Origin of the sequence: Reichenbachiella sp., from assembly GCF_039944555.1 — a bacterium.
Lineage (GTDB): Bacteria > Bacteroidota > Bacteroidia > Cytophagales > Cyclobacteriaceae > Reichenbachiella.
Window position 1 is genome coordinate 206835 of the sequence record NZ_JBDUYN010000012.1, and the last position, 23242, is coordinate 230076.

General features: G+C 40.1%; 16 protein-coding genes. 11 read left to right on the forward strand and 5 right to left on the reverse strand.

Annotated elements, in window-relative coordinates; all coding sequences use genetic code 11:
* Positions 1-5: 5 nt before the first annotated feature.
* Positions 6-1094 carry an NAD-dependent epimerase/dehydratase family protein gene (locus tag ABJD64_RS18480; RefSeq protein WP_348180772.1) on the reverse strand — a complete coding sequence of 363 codons (1089 nt, stop codon included), beginning with the start codon at positions 1092-1094 and terminating at the stop codon, positions 6-8.
* 254 nt (positions 1095-1348) lie between these two features.
* On the opposite strand from ABJD64_RS18480, the gene ABJD64_RS18485 reads away from it, so the two are divergent.
* Complete coding sequence (locus ABJD64_RS18485; RefSeq protein ID WP_348180771.1) at positions 1349-1864, forward strand: hypothetical protein; 516 nt, start codon at positions 1349-1351, stop codon at positions 1862-1864.
* Here the strand turns inward: ABJD64_RS18485 and ABJD64_RS18490 are convergent.
* Both ABJD64_RS18490 and ABJD64_RS18495 read right to left on the reverse strand, forming a co-directional pair.
* Positions 1861-2169, reverse strand: coding sequence for a DUF5668 domain-containing protein (locus tag ABJD64_RS18490; RefSeq protein WP_348180770.1), 309 nt, complete (start codon positions 2167-2169; stop codon positions 1861-1863). The genes ABJD64_RS18485 and ABJD64_RS18490 overlap by 4 nt on opposite strands.
* A gap of 102 nt (positions 2170-2271) precedes the next feature.
* On the reverse strand, positions 2272-2850 hold the full coding sequence (locus tag ABJD64_RS18495) for a YceI family protein (RefSeq protein ID WP_348180769.1): 579 nt from the start codon (positions 2848-2850) through the stop codon (positions 2272-2274).
* A gap of 244 nt (positions 2851-3094) precedes the next feature.
* Here ABJD64_RS18495 and tatA point away from each other — a divergent pair, with 244 nt between their 5' ends.
* The 10 genes from tatA to ABJD64_RS18545 all read left to right on the forward strand — a co-directional run bounded on the left by tatA (position 3095) and on the right by ABJD64_RS18545 (position 18955).
* Positions 3095-3295 carry a twin-arginine translocase TatA/TatE family subunit gene (gene tatA, locus ABJD64_RS18500; RefSeq protein WP_176214756.1) on the forward strand — a complete coding sequence of 67 codons (201 nt, stop codon included), beginning with the start codon at positions 3095-3097 and terminating at the stop codon, positions 3293-3295.
* Positions 3296-3297: 2 nt separating this feature from the next.
* Complete coding sequence (gatA, locus tag ABJD64_RS18505; RefSeq protein WP_348180768.1) at positions 3298-4731, forward strand: Asp-tRNA(Asn)/Glu-tRNA(Gln) amidotransferase subunit GatA; 1434 nt, start codon at positions 3298-3300, stop codon at positions 4729-4731.
* Positions 4732-4734: 3 nt separating this feature from the next.
* Positions 4735-6087 (forward strand): LysM peptidoglycan-binding domain-containing protein, encoded by a 1353-nt coding sequence (locus ABJD64_RS18510; RefSeq protein WP_348180767.1) that lies wholly within the window; start codon positions 4735-4737, stop codon positions 6085-6087.
* A gap of 37 nt (positions 6088-6124) precedes the next feature.
* Positions 6125-7216, forward strand: a complete 1092-nt coding sequence (locus ABJD64_RS18515; protein ID WP_348180766.1) for a DUF4837 family protein — start codon at positions 6125-6127, stop codon at positions 7214-7216.
* A 161-nt stretch (positions 7217-7377) separates the two neighbouring features.
* Positions 7378-9651, forward strand: a complete 2274-nt coding sequence (locus tag ABJD64_RS18520) for an NADP-dependent malic enzyme (protein ID WP_348180765.1) — start codon at positions 7378-7380, stop codon at positions 9649-9651.
* Positions 9652-10245 (forward strand): Holliday junction branch migration protein RuvA, encoded by a 594-nt coding sequence (gene ruvA / locus ABJD64_RS18525; protein WP_348180764.1) that lies wholly within the window; start codon positions 9652-9654, stop codon positions 10243-10245.
* Positions 10246-10262: 17 nt separating this feature from the next.
* Complete coding sequence (gene sprA / locus ABJD64_RS18530) at positions 10263-17375, forward strand: cell surface protein SprA (RefSeq protein WP_348180763.1); 7113 nt, start codon at positions 10263-10265, stop codon at positions 17373-17375.
* Between the two features lie 102 nt (positions 17376-17477).
* Complete coding sequence (gene gcvH, locus ABJD64_RS18535) at positions 17478-17858, forward strand: glycine cleavage system protein GcvH (protein WP_348180762.1); 381 nt, start codon at positions 17478-17480, stop codon at positions 17856-17858.
* 50 nt (positions 17859-17908) lie between these two features.
* Positions 17909-18211 (forward strand): VanZ family protein, encoded by a 303-nt coding sequence (locus tag ABJD64_RS18540; RefSeq protein WP_348195919.1) that lies wholly within the window; start codon positions 17909-17911, stop codon positions 18209-18211.
* A 69-nt stretch (positions 18212-18280) separates the two neighbouring features.
* Positions 18281-18955 carry an energy transducer TonB gene (locus tag ABJD64_RS18545; RefSeq protein ID WP_348180761.1) on the forward strand — a complete coding sequence of 225 codons (675 nt, stop codon included), beginning with the start codon at positions 18281-18283 and terminating at the stop codon, positions 18953-18955.
* A 108-nt stretch (positions 18956-19063) separates the two neighbouring features.
* On the opposite strand, the gene ABJD64_RS18550 is transcribed toward ABJD64_RS18545, so the two are convergent.
* Both ABJD64_RS18550 and ABJD64_RS18555 read right to left on the reverse strand, forming a co-directional pair.
* Positions 19064-19927 (reverse strand): YicC/YloC family endoribonuclease, encoded by an 864-nt coding sequence (locus ABJD64_RS18550; protein WP_348180760.1) that lies wholly within the window; start codon positions 19925-19927, stop codon positions 19064-19066.
* A gap of 65 nt (positions 19928-19992) precedes the next feature.
* A complete protein-coding gene (locus ABJD64_RS18555; protein ID WP_348180759.1) occupies positions 19993-23238 on the reverse strand; it encodes a translocation protein TolB in 3246 nt (1081 codons plus the stop codon).
* Positions 23239-23242: the final 4 nt, after the last annotated feature.

Genomic DNA, 23242 nt, shown 5'->3' on the forward strand with positions numbered 1-23242 from the left:
TTAGTTTAGTCCAGCAAATTATTATCTAAAATAAACTGAAGTAATTCGGTAGCAGCCTCATCAATTGGCTTGTAATAAACGCCAATTTCATGACGACTTTTGGTATTATCAAATTTGAGTGTTTGATCAACATTTTCCACAACGAATTTCCTTGAAAAGCCCTTCGTAAACCCGAAGAAGTAAAGCATCTTTCTTGGAAATACCTTTCTCGGAAAAGGAAAAGATTCACCGAATTTTTTGTGTAGAATATTGGCAATCTCCAACATAGACTTGGACTCACTCACAAGCATAAACCTTCCTTCTGCATATTGATCTTGTGCTGCAAAAATATGAGCTTGTGCTACATCCCTTACATCAACAAAACCGTACTGGACGTTGGGTACACCTGCTTTAAACGTGCCGTTGGCTATTTTTTTAATAAAGTCGAAACTCCCCGAGCGACTATTTGTAGTTAGGGAAGGGCCTAATATAATAGCCGGATTTAGCGCCACCATTTTCCAACGCTCTTGTTCGTCATGAATTCTCCAAGCTTCTCGTTCGGCCACAGTTTTTGAAAATGCAAGTGGTTGGTGCTTGAGATTGCTTGTCTTGTTCCAATATTCTTCTGTAAAAGCCTTGTTTTTGGTTATTGAGATGTCAGATATATCGCCATAAATAGCTGATATCGCACTTGTGAAAATAACTTTTTTGACCGAGTGCGACTTGTTTACCATTTCCAGCACATTTCTCGTGCCTTCAAATGATGGGTCAATCAATTGCTTTTGAGGATTGCTGATTCCACTTAGTAAATAGGGAGAAGCAGTATGAAAAACGATATTACACCCATACATGGCAGCCTTAAACCCATCTGGGTCCATCAGATCAGCTTCCAGAATGTCTAATGAGCCACGTGCATTCTCTGCTATTTTTTGAAGGTGTTTGTATTTATCTTCCTTATTTAAATCTCGAACAGTGATACGTACCTTATATCCATCTTCAAGCAAAAATTTAACGAGCCAAGAAGCCATATAGCCAGCACCACCTGTCACGAGTACAGGAAGTTCTCTTGTGAGTATATGGGGGTTAATTTCTTCTTCTTCGACCTTTTGCAACATAGAAATCAAAAATTAATGATAAGCAGAGTAAGTTCCTAATTGCGAGTACAAAAAAACTACTTCAATTTATTTTGTAGTGGTCAATTGCTATTAAAACTGTTTTTAAATCTAAACACTCGGTATGTAGGATAGTTAGAGAAATGGAAGGAGATTATCCAATAAGATTTGAAAGAAGAATAATTTACATCCATCAGGAATTTCATAAAAAGTGAAATGAATTGAATAATTTTGGAAGAGCACTATAAAACACCCTAATGCGATACTTCTGGTTAATCTTAATGCTGCCATTTTTGGCCTGTCATGAACAAAACAAGAACAAGATTTCTCCTGCCGAGTTAGTGAAATCGCGGGAAATCAAAAAAGTAACTGAGGCAGAAATATTGCAGGGAGGAACAATTCTAGGGGATGAAATCAGATTACTAATAGAAAAAATAATTGAAACTGATAGTACAACATGTAAAACCGGTAAGTCGCTTAAAATGGATTCGCTGGCAACAACTTACAATACTGAAATACGCCTGATGGGAAAAACAAATAAGAATTCGGAAGAGCTTGAGTCTCAATTACTAGAGGCGTATCAGTATAATCTTGAGAACGATTTAGTACTTACCCATTCAATTCAAAAATTGGACAACAAGACCGTTTTGTATACATACCCAATTGGAAGAGGATCTAAATTCTATATACATTGTATGGACAGTTTAAGACGTCAGAATGCCGAAATGTGGAGTTTGAAGATACCGATTAAGATAATTATCAACAGACTCTAGTTCCGTCTTTTATCGAGAAGAAAACCGATGCCAACTGCAATAAGAACCACAGGCCAGTAGTCCCTGAACCTTATATTGAAGTATTCAGGAAGCCAAAAAATTAATCCTAAGACGATAAAGAAGAGCCCACCATTAGTCTCGCCTGACAGCAATTGATAAATACCGATTAGCACAAGCACCATTTGCCAGGTAAAAAAGTAGTAAGGAATTTCAACTGGAAGAATGCGTAAATTGTCGAGTAAAAAAAGAATACCTATCAATATGAACAGACCACCAAGTACAGAACGTTTATCTCGACTATTCATGACTTTTTTCCGACAAGATAAAAAAAATAGCGAAGACCAATGGCCTTCGCTATTTAGCATCATTCCCAAAATTTAATATCTTAGAAAAGATATTATCAATTCTTACTTAGAAGCTACTAAGCTTACATCAAGAGTGAATTCATCTGAAATGGCTTTATCACCCAAATTGTCAAAAAAGCTATTTGAACCGTATCTAACGTCAAACTTAGATCTGTCCACAGTTATTTTGGCCGTTGCGGTTGCCTTACCACCTTTCACGTTGACATCCGCAGGAAATGTAATAGACTCCGTTTTGCCCTTGATAGTTAAATCACCTGTTACACTGTACTTGTCTTTGGCTGTACTTTTTACCTCAGTAATGGTAAGTGTCGCAGTTTTGTAGGTTTCCACAGCAAAGAAATCGTCAGATTTGAGATGGCCTTCCAATTTTCCTTTCCACTCGCCTTCTTGATCTGTGTTGTTGATAGAAGTCATGTCAATCACGAAAGACCCTCCGGTTAATTTAGAACCATCGATTTCCAAAGTACCTTCGGAAATATTGACTGTCCCGCTATGGCCTCCACTCACAACTTTAGTCGCAGTCCAGACTACGCTACTTTCCTCAACATTGGCCTTATAAGTTGAATTTGATTCAACAGGACCCAATGTTAGTCCAATAGTTAATAATAATACGTTTAACATGTTTGATAATAGTTTAGTAAATTATATGTCTATACAAAATTTGTAATTACAAATATAACGGAGCTTCCATATTTTGGTTTAAGTTTTTGAATAATTTTTTGATATTTTTAAAATGAGCGGGGTCATTTTCAGAATTACCTAATAAAGAACTCACCGACAACTATTTGAATATGACGATCGTATAGTTGATTCAAATTGGCTTATCTTTGCCGACTAATAACAGTACACACTAGATCAAAACAAAATGACGAATACAGTATTAGCATTTGGGATGCCTGGCGGATGGGAACTTGTAATTATAGTTTTGGTTATCATACTCCTTTTCGGTGCAAAAAAAATACCTGAGCTGGCAAAAGGATTGGGTAAGGGAATAAGAGAATTCAAAGATGCTTCTAAGGAAATCAAAGACGAGATCCAAGAAGGAATCAAGGACGACAAAGAATAATTTTGAGCACATACGATTCACTGTCTCGAATCCAATCAGACATTGATTCGGGAGCTATAGATTGTGTTGGGTTAGTGAATTACTACCTTTCCAATATCCACAAGTACAAGCATCTCAATGCGCTCACCGCTGTCTATGAGAGAGACGCCTTGGCTAAGGCAAAAAAGGTACAAGCCAAAATAGATAATGGAACAGCAGGCAGATTAGCAGGCATGGTTTTTACCATAAAAGATGTCTACTGTCATACAGGACATGCACTTCAGTGTGGAAGTAAAATTCTGGAGGGATTCGAGTCTCAGTTTACAGCCACCTGTGTTCAGCGATTGTTGGACGAAGATGCTATCCTTATTGGTAGAAATAACTGCGACGAGTTTGCTATGGGTTCATCCAATGAGAATTCGATTTTTGGCCCGGCGATCAATGCAGCTGGCGAAAACAAAGTACCCGGAGGATCCTCTGGAGGATCTGCAGTCGCTGTTCAATCCAATATGTGCCTGGTTTCTATTGGTTCCGATACAGGCGGGTCCGTACGCCAACCTGCGGCTTATTGTGGTATAATTGGCCTGAAGCCAAATTATGGCAGAATTTCCAGGCATGGTTTGTCTGCCTACGCAAGCTCGTTTGACAGCGTTGGCATTTTAGCGCGGTCCGTAGAAGATACAGCCATTACCTTAGAAATTATGGCTGGCCCTGACGAATATGATACCACTGTTTCACAGACTAAAGTACCGGTGTACTCAAATCATGTAAGCTGGGAAGGCAAAGCGAAAGTAGTTTGTTTCGACAATATTTTGAAGCATGAAGGGCTACATGAAGAAGTAAGATCAGCTACCGAACAAACCTATAAGAGCCTTCAAGAACAAGGTCACAGCTTAGACCACCTTGGATTTGAATACTTGGATTACGTACTACCCACCTATTATATCTTAACCACCGCAGAAGCTAGTACCAACCTATCGAGATATGATGGTGTGCGCTTCGGATATAGAAGCGAGAACGCCCATGATCTTGAGTCTATGTATAAAAAAACGCGCTCTGAAGGCTTTGGAATAGAGGTCAAGAAGAGAATATTGCTTGGGACTTACGTTTTAAGCGAAGGATTCTACGATGCCTATTTCACTAAAGCGCAAAAAGTAAGAAGACTCATAAAGGAAGAGACTCATAGCATATTTGAGAATCATGACTTTATTATTCTTCCGACTGCACCTACTACAGCGTTTGAATTGAATAGCCACAACCGCGATCCTTTGGAAATGTATCTTGAGGATATATTCACCGTACAGGCCTCACTAGCAGGACTTCCGGCGATATCTTTACCTAACGGGACGGACAAAAATGGTATGCCTATTGGAATTCAAGTAATTGCTAATACTTTTGAAGAAGAAAAACTGTTATCTTTTTCGAAGTATTTGGTCGACCAGGTACTTGCTAAATAATTTATGGTTAAGCGATTTTTCATCTTATTAGGGCTTCTTGCCACTTTTCAGGCCATTGCGCAAAAGGATTATACCTTGGATCAGTTCCCGGAAGTTCATTATGAGCTGATGGAGGATAGGCTCAAGTGTGTTGAGGGAAATATACCATTAGAGTTTAATGCCAGAATCAAGTCATTCATAGATTATTTTACCATTCGAGACCGCGAGTACACTAAATCTGTCCTTGCAAATCAGCAACTCTTCTTTCCTATTTTCGAAAAAGCTTTAGCAAAAAGGGGGATGCCTGATGAGTTAAAATACCTCTCAATTGTGGAGTCGGGTTTACGGCCGAATGCGATGTCCAGAGTAGGAGCCGCTGGGTTGTGGCAATTTATGCCAGCGACGGGTCGGTCTTTTGGCCTTAGTCAATCTTGGTATATAGATGAGCGAATGGATCCCTGGGAAGCCACCGATGCGGCTTGTCGTTATTTGAAATCACTATACAACATGTTCGGAGATTGGGAGCTGGCCCTGGCAGCATACAATACCGGTCCGGGAAACGTTCGAAAAGCAATCAGACGATCTGGCTACAAAAAGACCTTCTGGGAAATTTACAGGTACTTGCCAAGAGAAACCCGCTCCTATGTTCCGCAGTTTGTTGCCATGATCTATACGCTCAATTATTTGGACGAACACAATTTTAACCTCGATGAGATTGAACAGAATTACCAGATTGAACATGATACGGTTCACGTGAATGGTTACATGCATATGGAAACATTTGCCTCTCAGGTCAATCTTTGCGTAGACGATCTGATCTTACTTAACCCACATTTGATAAGAGGTGCAACTCCCGATGGAACTTCAAATTTTGCGCTACGAATTCCAGCCGATCTTGCAGAGGAAGTCAGATCAAACCGAAGTACTATTTTGGATTCAGCTAGCAAGGTAGGCCGAAAGGAGCTCGAATATCTAGCAAGAAACTCGCCTGGTAGTACCTATGGCCGCACTAGACAAGTTTATCGGGTAAGGAGCGGCGATGTGTTAGGGACAATTGCACAGAGATATCATGTGCGAGTATCCGATCTAAAAAGATGGAATAATTTAAGAAGCCATATGATTCGGGTAGGTCAGCGACTCAATATTTGGACTTTACCACATTACTCATCAAAAACTAAAGAAAGGTATGTGGTAAAAAACGTACCTAGGCCGGTTCCAGTAGTTACCGGAGGAACCTATCATCTTGTGAAATCTGGAGAGTCACTTTGGAGTATCTCTAAACTTTACGAAGACTTGAGTATCGAAAAGATCAAAAAACTAAACAACCTCACATCTTCAAATATCAAACCAGGTCAAAAGTTGTTAATTAATATGTGACTTTAGCAAGAACCTGGATTCTTATAAAAAAATTAAAATGAAACGGACATTACAAAACCTTAAGGGTTTGCTCTTTGCATTGACCTTAACTATTGCAGTAAGCTGCGGGTCAGAACAAAATGGCGATAGCAGTAAGTCACATTTGCCAGTTGCTCGAGGTGAAGCTAATGCTGTGCTGGCGGTAATGGATACAACGCAATGGAATGGTCCGCTAGGAGAAGCATTGCGAGATATTTTTTCAGATTATGTTCCCGGATTGCCTCAAGATGAGCCGTATTTCAAACTTAGAAATATCAATCCCCTCAAGATGAACAACATACTTAAAACGGCAAAATCTATGATTTTTGTAAGTACCATAGATAACAACGGTGCACAAAGTAGAGCGATGCAGAATTACTTCACCACCTCTTCATTAGAGAAAATACAGAAAGACACTTCACTTTACAGATTGACTCAGAAGAATCAATTTGCACGGGGTCAGGAAATTGTACATTTATTTGGCCAAACAGAGAGGCAACTCATCGCACACCTAAAAAGAGACAAGGATTTATTGCGAAATTATTTTTTGAATATAGAAAACCAGCGAATCAACAAGGCGATCTTTAAGGTTAGAGAAAAGCAGATAGAAAAAACTTTAAGAGAAACCCATGGTTTCGATATTCAGGTACCCTATGGATATGATTTAGCAAAAAATCAGCGAGACTTTATTTGGATTAGATTGTTGGACCCAGAATATGAAAAAAATATTTTCGTACACTACAGACCTTTCAATTCAAGAGAGCCGTTTGATGATGTGATGGCATTCCGAGAAGAAGTCACTTCGTCTTATATGCGTGATATTCAAAAACCTGAGATTTATATGACGCTACAAAACGAAAATAGGAATATCAGGGAGGTCAACTTTAAAGGTAGGTACGCCAAAGAGACCAGGGGATTGTGGAAACTTAGTGATATCTCTGGTGGTGGGCCTTTCGTGAGTTATGTATTTGTCGATGAATCTCAAAAGAGACTCTACTACCTGGAGGGTTATGTATATGCTCCTTCAAAAGACAAACGAGAATTTATGCAGGAGATGGAGGTCATCGTAAATACCTTCAGATCAGGGGAGGATTTGCTAAATGCTAAATAGTTACTTTGGCTAAACCTTGAACCGCTTAGATTGGATTCAAAGTATTGCCTATTCCTACCCAATTTCTCATAGAATTTGCCCAATTTTGAAACTTGGTTTTTGCCGTTTCGGCATACCCCCTATGCCCAAAAACCAGTAACATAATAATCCACAAATTCTATATGAGTTTTAAAATAAGAAAAAAAGACGCACTAGATTTCCATTCAGAGCCAACCCCCGGCAAAATTGAGGTTACTCCGACCAAGCCATTGGCCACTCAACATGATTTAGCCCTCGCCTATTCTCCAGGAGTTGCCGAACCCTGTCTTGAAATTGCTGAAGACAAAGAGAAAGTCTATAAATATACTGCCAAAGGAAACCTTGTAGGTGTAATCTCAAACGGCACTGCTGTTTTAGGTTTGGGAAATATTGGACCTGAAGCGTCAAAACCTGTAATGGAGGGTAAAGGTGTGCTCTTTAAAAAATTTGCCGGCATCGATGTATTTGACATTGAGATCGAAGAAGAAGACCCTGATGAATTTATAAAAATTGTCAAATCCCTGGAGCCCACTTTCGGTGGCATCAATCTGGAAGACATTAAAGCTCCGGAAAGCTTCAAGGTTGAGGGAGCACTTCGTGAGCAAATGAACATTCCGGTTATGCATGATGATCAGCATGGTACGGCTATTATTTCGAGTGCAGCATTGCTCAATGCTCTCGAGGTAGTAGGGAAAAAAATAAAAGAACTCAAAATCGTAGTCAACGGTGCTGGGGGAGCTGCTATTGCATGCACGGATCTTTATGTGAAAATGGGTGCCACAAGAGCAAATATTGTAATGCTTGATAGCAAAGGTGTGATTCGAAAGGATCGTGAAAACCTTGATGCAATGAAGGCCCAGTATGCTACTGATCGTGATATTTCAACTTTGCCCGAAGCCGTGTCTGATGCAGATATGTTTTTGGGCCTTTCTACCGGAAATGTCTTAACGCCGAAAGATTTGTTATCTATGGCTGATCAACCGATTGTTTTCGCGCTTGCCAATCCTGACCCCGAGATTGCTTATGATCTGGCGATGGACACACGTGACGATATTGTAATGGCCACAGGTCGCTCTGATCATCCTAATCAAGTGAATAACGTACTGGGATTCCCTTACATTTTCAGAGGTGCACTAGATGTGAGGGCTACATCTATCAACGAAGAAATGAAATTGGCGGCTGTTAAGGCTCTCGCAGAACTGACAAAGCAGCCTGTTCCTGAGATTGTATCCAAGGCTTATGGTGAAAAGTTAATTAAGTTTGGTAAGGATTATTTGATTCCAAAACCGTTAGACCCAAGATTAATCGCGAACGTTTCATCTGCAGTGGCAAAAGCCGCAATGGATTCCGGCGTTGCCAAGGCTAGTATAGACAATTGGGAAGAGTACAAAATTGAGCTTGAAGAAAGAGTAGGGGCCGAAAAGCGTATCATTTCCAGAATCATTTCTGCAGCCAAAAAGAACCCCAAACGAATTGTTTTCTCAGAAGCGGATGAGGAAAAGATTTTGAAGGCAGCTCAACTTATTGCTGATGAAGGAGTTGGAATCCCAATTCTATTGGGCAATGAGAAAAAAATCAATCGTTTGATTGAAGAATTGGAACTCGACCTGGATTGCCAGATTATCGACCCATTCTATCAAACAGAAAAAGTGGAGTCTTTTGCCAAAATCCATTTTGAAAAGAGAAAAAGAAAAGGCGCCACGGTACAAGAGGGCCGTCATCAGATGCTCGATCGAAATTACTATGGAGCAATGATGGTAGAGACCGGTGAAGCGGACGCTCTTATTTCCGGTCTGAACAGTGACTACCCAAATACGATTAGGCCAGCATTACAAATCATAGGGGTAGAAGAAGGGTTGAACCGTGTAGCCGGTATGTACATAGTCAGAAACAAAAAAGGGACCTTCTTCCTAGCCGATACCACCGTAAACGTAAATCCTGATGTTGAAGGACTTGTCAACATTATTGAATTGACCCACAGGGCGGTAAAGTTTTTTGGGTTCGAACCAAAAATGGCTATGCTTTCCTATTCTAACTTTGGTTCTGCCAAAGGAGATGTACCCACAAAAACAGCCAAGGCCGTTCAGATAGCAAAGGAAAAATGGCCAGAGATGATTATCGACGGTGACATTCAAGCGAATTTCGCGATGAACAAAAAGTTGTTGAAAAAAAACTATCCGTTCAGTGATTTGGCAGGTCATCAGGTTAACACATTAATTTTCCCTAATTTGTCGTCCGGAAATATTGCCTACAAGTTATTAATGGAGATCGGAGCAAGCGAAGCAATTGGTCCAATTCTAATGGGCATGAAAAAACCTGTGCACGTATTGCAAACTGGGAGTTCTGTTAGAGAAATTTACAATATGGCTGCTATTGCTGTGGTAGATGCACAGGCCACAGCCAATAAGAAGAAATAAATGATTGCATACCTTGATGGAAAACTAGCGGAAAAGGACCCCACTTATGTCTTGGTTGACGTGGGGGGAATTGGCTACCATGTAAAAATTACCCTCAATACTTTTTCTCAGATAAAAAATCTGAATGAATGTAAAATTCATACGCATCTTCATGTGAAGGAAGATGCACATACCTTGTACGGTTTTTTTGAGGAGTCTGAGCGAAAAAGATTTTTGCAGCTGATATCGATCTCGGGTGTTGGCCCCTCAACTGGCCTGATGATTTTATCCTCATTGTCACCAGAGGAAATTCATTCAGCTATCATCAATGGAGATGTGAAAACAATCAGCGGAGTAAAGGGAATCGGTCAGAAAACGGCTCAGCGGATTATTCTTGAGCTCAAAGATAAAATGAGTAAGGAAGAGCTCGAAGGACAACTGCCGGTGATATCATTGTCTTCAGGCAATACACTTAAGTCAGAGGCGTTATCCGCACTAACAACATTGGGAATAAATAAAGTAGCAGCAGAAAAAACAATAGATAAAATTATGAACGAAACCGCGGAGCAAATGAGTCTGGAGGAATTAATTAAATTAGCGCTCAAAAGGGCCTGAATCAGCAGCAACAGAGTTTGACAGCGATCAAATTCCACATAACACCTATCCTACTTCTCATTCTCCTCACGGGAATGCCGCAGGCTTTTGCGTCCTTTCGCTTGCAACAAGCTCAAACGCCGGTTGATACCGTAGCTGCTGATTCTGTGATCATCCCAAAATATGAACCTTCCTATCGCCCTACTTTTAGACAGCAGGATCGATTCGGTGATCCATTTTCAAATACCCAAAGCCCGTCTCCCCTCTTACTCGAAGACCCTGCTTCTATGCAATTGGATTTGGAGATTGACACAGGTATGAATTATACCATTTATGAAAGAGTTGGTGCACTCAATTATCGTCCACGATCAACCATGACTTTCGAAGAGTTCAATCGGTACCAAGATGCTGAGATGAAAAAAGAATACTGGCAGAGCAGATCTTCAGGATTGGATGGAGAAAGTGCCGTAAGTGGGAGACGATTGATTCCGAAGCTGTACATCAGCCCGGTATTCGATCGGATTTTTGGTGGAAGCTATGTAGACATTGAACCCAATGGTTTTGTCAATCTAGACTTTGGAGGTCGCTGGCAACGCATAGAAAACCCAGCCATTCCAATCAATCAGCAGCGTAATGGAGGCTTTAACTACAATCAGCAAATTTCTATGAATGTGGTGGGAAAGGTTGGGGAAAAGTTGGCCATCACCGCGAACTTTGACAACAACAATTCCTTCGACTTTCAAAACAACATGAAAGTTGAATACACCGGATATGAAGAAGATATCATCAAGAAGATTGAAATTGGCAACGTCAGTATGGATGTGTCCAACTCATTGATGACAGGAGGACAAAGTTTGTTCGGGATTAAAACTCAATTGCAATTCGGAAAACTCTATGTAACAGCCCTGGCCTCGAGGCAACAAGGCAAGTCGCAGAGCAAATCGTTCCAGTTTGGTGCAGAAGGACAACCCTTTAGTCTGAGAGCGGCAGACTATGACGAACGAAGGCACTTTTTTCTTGGACATTTTTTCAGAGACAATTACCAAACCTGGTTAAGAGATATACCACAGGTTACTTCAGGTGTTAACATAACCCGTGTTGAAGTGTACGTAGTGAATACCAATAATGAGACTGCCAACGTCAGAAACTTTGTCGCTTTTACTGATTTAGGAGAAAATGATGTACTTCAAAATTCTACATGGGACAATCAAATTGCAGGTAACGAAGCAGACAATGATGCAAACCTTTTGTGGAATACGATAAGTAACGATGACGCTGTAAGAAATACAGCTACGGTTGAAAGTGTTCTGGCCGGATATGGTCTCGAGATTGGTGCAGAATTCGAAGTGCGTCCTACGGCTAGAAAACTCGATGCAAGAGAATTCAAATGGCACCCAAAACTAGGGTATATCAGCTTGCAACGTAAGTTGCAAAACGATGAAGTTCTCGCTGTGGCTTATGAATATACCTATAATGGCCAAGGACCTTTTGTGGTTGGAGAATTATCAGAGTCCTATTCAGGTCGCCCCGACGATGACCTCATTTTGCTGAAAATGCTTCGTCCAGGCCGCATCAACACTGACATTAATACTTGGGATTTGATGATGAAAAATGTCTATTCTCTTAATTCACCAAGGATTAACGAAGAAGGTTTTGAGCTAAGAATCAACTATCGGGATGATACTAAAAACTATGACTCACCGAACTTGAATGAAGGAGCAAATACCAACAATGTCCCCTTGATTGAGTTATTAGCCTTAGATCAATTGAATGTGAACGGGGACAACCAAAAAGATGGAAAGTTCGACTTTATCCCAGAGGTTACCTTCGACACCGACAATGGGTACGTTATTTTTCCTGTACTGGAGCCATTCGGTACTACACTCGAATCCAAGTTTGAAAGTAATGAGCAGCGCCTCAAGGATCAATATGTTTTTCAGGAGCTCTATGACGTCTCCAAAATTGATGCACAACAGAACATTGCTAAGAACAAATTCTTTATCAATGGCACCTACTCTTCAAGCGCAGCAGGGGTATATCCTTTGAATGCCTTCAATATTGCAAAGGGGTCCGTAAAAGTAACAGCCGGGAGTCAGTTGCTTGCAGAAGGAGTAGATTATCAAGTCAATTATAATACCGGTGGGACGGTAACCATCCTCAACCAAGGAATTATAGCCTCTGGCAAACAAATCAATATTTCTTATGAAGTAGACGACCTGTTTAGCTTTCGGTCCAGGTGGCTGACGGGAGCACGATTTGACTATCGTTTCACCGATAATATAAATGTAGGAGCAACCGTATTTCATTTAAGCGAGAGACCTGGTGGAGTGAGTAGATATACCGCAGGGAACGAGCCAATAAAAAATACTAAATATGGTTTTGATGTAAACTTCCAGGATGAATCACGCATTCTCACTAAGATGGTTGATGCCTTGCCACTACTTAGTACCAAAGAAAAATCAACTGTAACTTTCAATGGAGAATTTGCTCAATTGCTTCCAGGTACGTCTAACAAAGTAAATGGAGAAAGTGCCTCATATATAGACGACTTTGAGAGTGCGGTAACTCCATACAACATAGGAGGTGGTCACCTGCCATGGAAATTGGGTTCTACACCATCAAGTTTTTTGGATGGTTCCAGTCTACTTGGAGATAATTATAGAAGAGCCAGAATGGCCTGGTACATCGTTGATCGTTCCGCATTTTATCTAAGCGGAGGTAATAAGCCTGATAACATCACCGATGACGACATGGAAAATCACTATGTGCGTGCTGTCTTACCTCAGGAAATATACAAACAGCAAGACCGACAAGTGGTCAATACCAATTTGCCAGTATTTGATATAGCCTATTACCCAAATGAAAGAGGGCCCTATAACTACAATCCAACGATTGGGCAAGACGGCTTGTTTACAAATGATCAGGCTCAAAATAATTTTGGCGCTATTACTCGCCCGATTAGTGGAGAGGTCAATTTTCGTCAAAACAATATGGAGTATATCGAATTCTGGATGATGGATCCATTTATTCAAGGGGAGAGAGGTGTGGTGCAAGATGGAATTAAGAATACCAACAATACTACCGGAGGTAAATTGATATTTAACCTTGGCGATGTATCTGAAAACCTTTTACAAGAAGGAAAGCACGAGTTTGAAAATGGCTTGCCACCTGATGGCAGTCTGGAAAACACAGAACCGACGAATTACGGCCGAGTGACAACCAATCAATATCTAACCGAATTCTTTGACAATTCGGCTTCTGCAAGACCCAATCAGGACGTGGGGCTCGACGGAATAAAATCCGAAGAAGAACTACAACTATTTGGTTCGATGATAGGCTTGGACGGTATGAACGCAGCTGGACAACAAAGAACCAGGGACGACGTGGCTGCTGACGATTTTGAGTATTTCCTGAGCGATAACTATGACCAAGCCAATGCTAAAGTTCTGGAGCGATACAAGAAATTCAATGGAATAGAAGGGAATTCTCCAATTGGCGCGGGGTCGGGAAACTTTACAGCATCGGCTACTAACACTCCTGAAAACGAAGATCTGAACGACGATAATTATATCAACACACTCGACGCTTACCGAGAATTCGAAGTTGATTTGAATTTCAATGACTTGGAGGTTGGAAAACATAATATTGTGGACAAGGTAGTGGATGCCACAGGAGAGGCGACTTGGTACCTCTTTAGGATTCCAATCAATCAGCCCACTAGAACCGTTGGTGATTATTCAGAAGAATCAAATCGCTTTATCAGAATGTATATGACTGGCTGGCGTCAGCCTGTTGTACTTCGAATGGCCAAATTTCAACTGGTGGCTAGTCAATGGAGAAAGTCTGTCGAAAACCTCAAGGACAAGGGGTTTGATGTACTACCTGAAACTGGAACTTCTGATTTCGAAGTGTCAGTAGTCAATATTGAAGAAAATAGTTTGCCATCAGATGGTAAACCGCCGTATGTCCTGCCACCCGGTATCTCACGGGATCGGGACAATACGACAACTATTTCCCGCCAAGTGAACGAACAATCACTCAAAATCTGTGTTGAAAATTTGGAAGATGGAGATGCAAGAGCAGTATATAAAGAGGTATCGCAAGACCTGGTCAATTATGGTAGAATTAAAATGTTTTTTCATGCTGAACTGAATGGAGACGATTTTGTCGATCACGGTGAGATGACCGGTTTTATCAGATTGGGATTGGATCAAACATCCAACTACTATGAAATAGAGGTACCACTTGAGGTAACCTATAACGATGCCGCACCCTATTCAGATACCGATATTTGGCCTGAGGCAAATGAAATAAACATCGCACTCAATGAACTGTATGGGGTAAAGGCTGCAAGAAATGGCAGTGATGTCAACGTAGAGGATGAATTCAAAAGGCAGTCATCAGATGGCAAGTATGGGTTGACGATAGTTGGAAATCCAAAACTGAATAATATCACTACGATGATGATTGGTATTAGGAATCCAAAATCAGAAGATAGTGCGGAGCCACACTCTTTATGTATTTGGGCCAATGAAATGCGTGTGACAGATTATGATGATGAGAAGGGTTGGGCTGCGAATGCACGAGTGAGCTTAAAACTGGCCGATTTTGCCACCATAAATGCAGCAACACGGTACACTAGCGTTGGATTCGGTGGCATTCAGGATAATATCTCCCAACGAACCAGGGAGCAGTCCATCGATTATGACTTGTCAATGAACATGAACATTGATAAGTTGATACCGTGGAATACTGGAATCAAAATTCCGATGTTTGTTAGCTACTCTAAATCCAGACAAACACCGAAGTATGACCCGCTTGATCCTGATATCCCGCTTGAAGCTTCTATTTTGAAATTTGACGATCAGAGTGAACGCGAGGAATACAAAGAGAAAGTTATCTCACAAACGGTCAATAAAAGCATCAATTTCATCGACGTACATAAAGAGAAGGTAAAACCCGATGCTAAAAGTCATATTTATGACATAGAAAACTTCTCTTTCAGCTACGCCTATTCCGAACAAAAGTCAAGTAACGTTAATACTGAAAAGGATTTTAGAAAGGAATACGATGGGAATGTCTCGTATAATTATAGCCCACAGCCACCATCGATTGAACCGTTCAAAAATGTTGAGTCAATGTCCAGCCCTTACCTGAAGCTGATTAAAGATATAAACTTGTCTCCTTTGCCGAACAATTTTTCAGTTCGCGCTTCTATGAATCGAGTCTTTAGAAAAAGACAATTAAGGAATGCTGATTTGACTACTGATGGAATTGATCCTAACTACGAAAAATACTTTACATTCAACCGCACGTATAATCTGCGGTGGAGCATATTTAAAAGTTTGAGTCTGAATTATAATGCTACGGCTAATGCGATCATTGATGAACCTGAAGGAGATATTGATACCCAAGCTAAAAGAGATTCTATATGGACCAACATCAAAAAACTGGGTAGAATGAAACGGTTCGATCAGAGCCTTGGCGCTAATTATCGACTACCACTTGATAAAATTCCTATTACGGACTGGGTAAGTGCAGATTATCGCTATAATGTTAATTACAGCTGGACAGGAGGTAATATTGGTCAGGTTGAGGAATTTGGTAATTTGGTTGAAAATAATCGAACCAGAGATTTAAATGGGAAATTTGACCTGGTAAAATTGTATAACAAATCGAAATATTTAAAATCAATCAATACACCTTCGCGCTCCAGAAGTAGCTCGACTCGATCGAGAACTCCTGCCAAGGTGGACACAACTCGGTCATCTGGTGGAGGGAAAGGGGTCAAGGGTTTTATGCGCTTGTTAATGTCACTTCGGTCCATTAACATCACACTCGGTCAGCGAGAGGCAACGAAGCTACCTGGATTTGTTCCGGTGCCCTATCTTTTTGGAATGGATAGTGATTTTGATGCCCCAGGAGCGGCCTTTTTATTTGGTAGTCAGGATCCCAACATTCGATTCAAGGCTGCGGAGAGTGGATGGCTCGTGGAAAACGGAAGGTTAACGACACCATTCGTTCAGAGCCTTTCTAATGATTTTAGTGTCCGGGCCAGTGTCGAACCTTTCAAAGATCTCAAAATACAGTTGGATGCGAAACGATCAGAAATGAGTGCGTATCAGGAAATATACAGGTATGATACAATTGCCAACGAATTTAGATCACTTACTCCCTCTAGATCAGGAAGTTACACTGTTACTTTTTTGCCAATCAAAACGGCATTTGCAAAAGACAATGGAGAGAATATTTCATCGACCTTCGAAAAATTTGTCGCAAATCGAGACATCATCCGAAGTCGCTTGAATTTAATCAATTCAAATGGGGAATATGGCATCAATTCGCAAGACGTATTGATTCCGGCATTTATAGCTGCCTATACAGGACAGAATGCTGGGACAGTGAAACTCACGCCTTTTCCTAAAACACCATTACCTAACTGGAGAGTCGACTACGCCGGACTCGGCAAGATACCTGCGCTCAAAGAGGTCTTTTCCTCGATTAACCTGACTCATGCTTATGTTTCCACCTTCAGTATTACCAATTATACCAACTCCTTACTTTATTCGGACCAATCGGCGCTTGAACTGACCAACAGCATACTCGATTATCCAATGGCTTCGCAGGAAGGCGAAAATGGCTCATTGACACCCGTCTATGTAATCAACCAAGTGGATGTAACCGAACGATTTTCTCCCTTGATCGGCATCAATATTAGAACAAAAAGCAAGCTAACGTCGAAAATTGAATACAAAAAGGAACGAAGTCTCTCATTAAATTTGTCGAATTCTCAGATAACCGAGATCAAAAGCAATGATGTTGCCTTCGATTTTGGACTTACTAAGAGCAAAATGAAAATCCCATTTAAGATAAAAGGACGGACGGTCACAATAGACAACGACATTCAATTCAGATTTACCTTTACGGTAAGGGATACTAAAACCGTTCAACGAAAAATTGACGATGTACAAACTGTGACGAATGGCAACATCAATTACCAAATTCGCCCTACATTGAGCTATGTTGCCAATCAAAAACTCAACATCACTATGTACTTTGAGAAGAACATTAATCAGCCAAAAGTCTCCAGCCAATTCAATCGTTCTTCTTCGGCATTTGGTATTCAGATGCGCTTCAGTCTAGCACAATAAATTTTGCATATATCCGGATATAATAATCTTATAAGAATCTGAATTGAATTAAGAAAATCGACGTATTTTTGGCTCACTTAAATTAAACAAAAGAGATTCAAGATGAATATTCCTGAAAACTTACTATACACAGAAGACCACGAGTGGGTGAAAATCGAAGGAGATATTGCCACTGTTGGTATTACTGATTTTGCTCAAGGCGAATTGGGTGATATTGTATATGTAGAAATTGAAACCGAAGGTGAAACCATTGCAAAAGGTGAGCTCTTCGGAACCATCGAAGCTGTGAAGACAGTATCTGATTTGTTCATGCCCATGTCTGGAGAAGTTGCAGAATTCAATGAAGAGTTAGAGTCTGAACCTGAGATTGTGAATTCCGATGCTTATGGTGACGGTTGGATGATCAAGATAAAAATGTCAGACGAAAGTGAAAAGGATGGTTTATTGTCGGCAGACGCATATAAGGAATTGATCGGAAAATAGTACTTTCCAAATCCATATTCAAAAAATTAGCAATAGGGTGGACAGGAGCCATCCTTTTTGCTACCCTATCCCCTTCAGACGAGATTTCTCAGTTTGAAATTCCAATTCCGCACTTTGATAAAATAGTGCACTTTGGACTTTTCTGTGTACATTCTTTTTTAGTATCTGCTTCTGTTGCATCAAAACGCTGGATTCTGATACCATTGATGCTTGGGTTGGCGTTAGCCGGATCAACCGAAATGCTTCAATCCTATGTCCCTGGACGGCAATCAGACTGGTTGGATTTACTCGCAGATGTCGCAGGGACGGCTATCGGACTGTTGAGCATTTATTTCATTAAAAAAAATGAATAACTGTAGATATAAAGCGGACTTTTGTATATTTGAAGTTGCTATTAGAAAAGAAATTTTAATTAAATAAGCATGGAGCTAAAAAAAGACCCGAAAATATCTCTTGAGAGAAAAACAGGGATGTTTTTTAACATCGGCCTTGCTATCAGTTTATTACTAGTCATCACTGCCTTTGAGTGGAGATTTTATGATGATGGAGGATTAGTTGATTTAGGTCAAGTGGATGATGACTTTGAGGATATCATGGAGATTCCTCCAACCGAGCAACCACCTCCACCTCCACCAAAGATCGAGCTTCCAAAAATTATCGAAATCCCAGATGAGGAGGAGATAGAAGAAGAGATAGAAGTTGACTTGGATGTTGAGATCACAGAAGAAACAGTAATTGAAGATATCGTATTCGATGAGGCTCCTGAAGAGGAAGTAGCTGATGAGATTTTTGATATCGTAGAAGATCAGCCAGGACCTCCGGGAGGAATGGCAGCATTCTATAAGTATGTGGGGAAAACCATGAAATACCCAAATCAAGCAAGAAGAATGGGTATCGAGGGAAGAGTGTTCGTTCAGTTCGTAGTTGATAAAACCGGAAATCTTACTGAAGTAAGAGCAATTAAAGGAATCGGAGCTGGATGCGATGAAGAAGCGGTAAGAGTATTGAAGAATGCTCCAAAGTGGACCCCTGGTAAGCAGCGAGGACGACCTGTGAAAGTAAGAATGATTTTGCCTATCACATTTAAGTTGAGTTAAGCAATATCGAAAGAAAAGAAATAAAAAAACCGATCAGATATCTGATCGGTTTTTTTTATGCTCTCAATATTTCTTTTTTATAGGTCGAATCTTCTAAGCAGGAAGCAACTATACAACATTTAGTACTTGCTCCTTAATCTTCTCCAATTCATCTTTCATATCGACCACGAGCTTTTGAATATCAGAATTATTGGCCTTAGAGCCAATTGTGTTGATCTCTCTGCCCATTTCCTGACTAATAAATCCAAGTTTTTTACCCTGTGACTCTTTTTCGGCAAGTGTCTCATGAAAGTAGGATATGTGATTTTGCAAACGAATGATTTCTTCAGCAATATCCAATTTCTCTATGTAGTATATGAGCTCTTGTTCAAAGCGATTAGGGTCTGTTTTGTCAGACGAAGACAGTTCTAAGAGGCTTTCATTTATGCGCACTTTGATAGCTTCAATTCGATCAGGGTCTTTTTGCTTAATTAGTGCAAGTTTCTCGTCGATGTTCTTGGCGAAAGTGCCAAGTGCGGATTCTGCTGCATTTCCTTCTTGAGCTCGAAATTTTTCACATTCTGCAAGCGCTCGGGCTATCAACTCGAATAACAGTTCTCGTGTTATCTGATCATTTGAGGTTTCAGAATACTCAAAAACATCAGGTAAACGTAGTACTTCTTTTGCTATCTCAGCATCAGACATTTCATCTTGTTTTATGGCAGTGCGCAATTCCTTTTTATAATGATCAAAAAGAGCTTGATTAAGTTTGCCAGCGCTACCAATTCCATTTTTCAAAGAAATCTCGATACTAAAATTAACCTTGCCCCTTACAATTTTTTCAGTAAGGATTTTTTTTATTTCATTTTCGTACAAGGAAACTTCTTTGGGTAATTTGGTTGAGATATCCAAAAATTTAGAGTTCAAGGATTTAATCTCCACATCAATACTCAATTGATCATTTTCGAATGCCGCATAACCATACCCGGTCATAGATTTAAGCATTTGCAATAATCGTCAATTATGCTAAGTATAAAAAGAATTGTAGTGTTTACGACTTAAAAGTCATACCCAAGGCTCAGGTAGAATTTTAGGTCACCAATCTCATAATCCGCCATTGGTTTGGCAAAATCAAACCGAGCGTAATAACCAAGCATGACCGTACGAACGCCGAATCCATAACTGGCTAACCAAGGGTTGTTGGATGATCGAATGACAGCCTCAAACGGAGAGCCATCTCTTCTAACGAGTCTTGAGTTTACCTCATGATCATCATTGAAGGGCGATTTCCCAGTCCAGGCCGACCCAACATCATAGAAACTAATCAATTGCAAATTCCTAAGGAAATTTGACTTGATAGATCCTCTAGAGAAATATTTGATAATAGGGAAGCGAAGCTCTGCGTTGAAGGTAAGAACATTTGATCCGCTGAATTCATTGTAATCAAATCCTCGTAGGTTTACGAATTCAGTGAAGAGTATGTCTGTATTGTCCTTGGTATTGCTAAAGTGTAAAGGAGAATCAACCTGATCAGTATTTTCACTTTGATTGGCGACCCAGTTATCCATCCCCCCCAACATATAAGTTTTTGGGTGCTTGCCAAATGATCTGCCAAAATACCCACGTACAGCAATGATAAGTTCTCTCGAAATTTTTTGGTATCGCCTCAGATCTACTGAGAAGTTGCTAAAGCTTAGTGCGCTGTTATTTAAACCTTGATAATGTTCGAACGAAATTTTAGCTCTGCTTCCCTCGTATAGATTAAGACCATTGGCTAGTGTATTATCATAAACCCAGTGTGCTTTAATTCCTCCAAAAGTGTTTTTTGACTCGACTGCAGGATCACTTTGCAATGAATAGTTGCCGGCAAGAATATCAGGATTGAGATTGTAAAAATGAGTGAATGTCATGAAGGGTTGAATGTCGAATCGGGTCGCAACGGTTAAGGGTAATGAAGCACCTAGTGTAAAGGTATTTTTCTTGTACTTCTGAATAATTTCATCGGTTGCGCCGGTGAAATCAAATCGCTCCTCCAAGTATACATTTCTATCAAATCGAGCCATTAGGTCAATTGTATATTTTAGAAATCTATATTCAGCAAAAAAGTCACCTGATTTTAAATCAGTAATGGCGAGAAATCCACCATAGAACTTGTGGTTTTCCAACACGTCATTCATTTCATACTCCATCAATATTCCAAACCCTCTTATAGGATCTATTTTGAAGGTGGTAATTACGTTATTTGAGGAAAAGGCAGTCTCATATTCATGCGGACCAGTCACGCTTGGCTCTCGTTGCATTTTTTGATAGGTAGTAAGAAAAGAAAACGCTTCTTCTTCAGAATCTTCTTCTTCTACATCATCTTCAAACTTGTAGTCATCTGTATCTATAAAAACATCATCTCTGTCTTCTTCTTGCTCAATTTCTTGACCTTCACCTTCTTGTTCAATGTCGAATAATCCTTCGCCCAATTCAAACTCTTCTTGTGGAAGGTCGCTGGCAGCGTTTTCAACCCTTCTTTTTCTAATAAATTCCACTTGTTCCAATTGGTTTCTGAGTGTTGGTGGCGTAAACGTGGATTGATTCAGATTATAGTTTTCCTGAAGGTAAATTCTTGATTTTCCTTTGTTTAGCATCAAAAAAGCCAAGTCATGCGTCTGTTTATTTATGTCGTATTCCTGAAGACTGGTTCTGAAATTAGAGACCTGATTATATATACCGTTAGAAAAATCGTATTTGTATAGATTGTATATACCTTTTTGATCGCTTAAATAGAATACATTTTCGCGATCGACAGGCACAGGATAGTAGTCGTTGCTTAGTGTATTGGTCATTCGAAAGACTACATTAGTTGTTGTATCTAAATCGTATGCGAAAAGGTTTAAGGCATTGGGGGCATCATTAATGTTGTCAAGTGCTAAGTTGAGTGTATCACTGGGTCGGTTGGAGCTAAATACTATTGCATCTGTACCTGGAATGAACTTGGGATTGAGATCATCATATTTATCTTTGGTCAGCCGTTTTACAGCGTTTCTTCTCATACTAATCAGATAGAGGTCGTTCTGTCCTTGGATATCTGCACTTAATACGGCGAGTTTTCCATTGTCATTGAAGCCTATACCTTGAATTTGATTGAAACGAAGTAACGATTTGCGTTGCTTCGATCTGGTGGGTAGATCATAAGTCACCAGGTAATTAGTTCCGTACCAGTTTTGCACAATACCCAATTGGGACTCAGAAACCCACTCGATGATTGGAAGCTCTAAAGTCACTTCCTGATTGATAACATGATAGCCGCCTCGAAGCGCCGTTTTTTCATTACCAGTTTCTAAATTCCGTACATTCACAGTGTATTTTCCTCTGTAGTTATTTACATAGGCAAGGTGTTTTCCATCAGGACTTACACGAACTTTGGTAAGCTTGGCGACTTTCCCGGTTTTACCGATAAGTTTATTATCTTTTTCTGGAGAATCATATGCCGCATCCAAAGATGCATTGGCATTTCTATAATATTCGGCCCATTCATATTTGAATTGCTTGAATGAGATTCCCAACGAACTAGCGATACTGTGCTCAGGATTTCTGATTATACGAGTAAGGTTAAGTATGTTAGAAAGATTGCTCTTACCATACTTGATTGCAATGTAGTTCCAAACTGATTGCCCTACCATCTGAGCTCTTACATCTTCAAGTCTCGAAAGCTTCTTGGTTTTTTTCTTTATAAGGAAGTCACGCATGTAGTCGTCCATTTCTACACTCCATCCATACGCAGCATAATTAGCAGCTCCACCGATAAACCATTCGGGCAAATGAAGGAGATATGCACTTTGAAACATTTCAGCCAAACTACCTCCAAACATCATATCGTCCAGTAGCATTTTGGTTAATCTAAATTTAAGCTCCTTTTTGAACTCTATAATACTACCGGGATAGGCAATCTCGACCTGAAGTTTAACGAATTTCGTCTGTCCGGCAATGGTGAACGTCGCTCCGTCCACGCCGATATTGCTTTGTTTCAGATCTACTGGTGAGTTGTATAGAAAAATTTTGGTTTTAGAGAAAGGGGCATAGCCCAAAAGGTCTGTTAACTTATCGTATTCCTCGTCGAGATAATCAAGTGTAAGCTTTGCATATTCTTCTCCCAAATTGTAATAATGAACATCATAGTCGTCAGTACTGTAGTAGTACCAATCGTAACTTTTGTACTGAACCCTATTTTGTCCAAATACCTTTCTATGCTCTTGGCCAAAAGAAGTCAAAGCAGAGAAAAGAAGCAGACTAATAAGTTGTACTCTCAAATGCATGCGA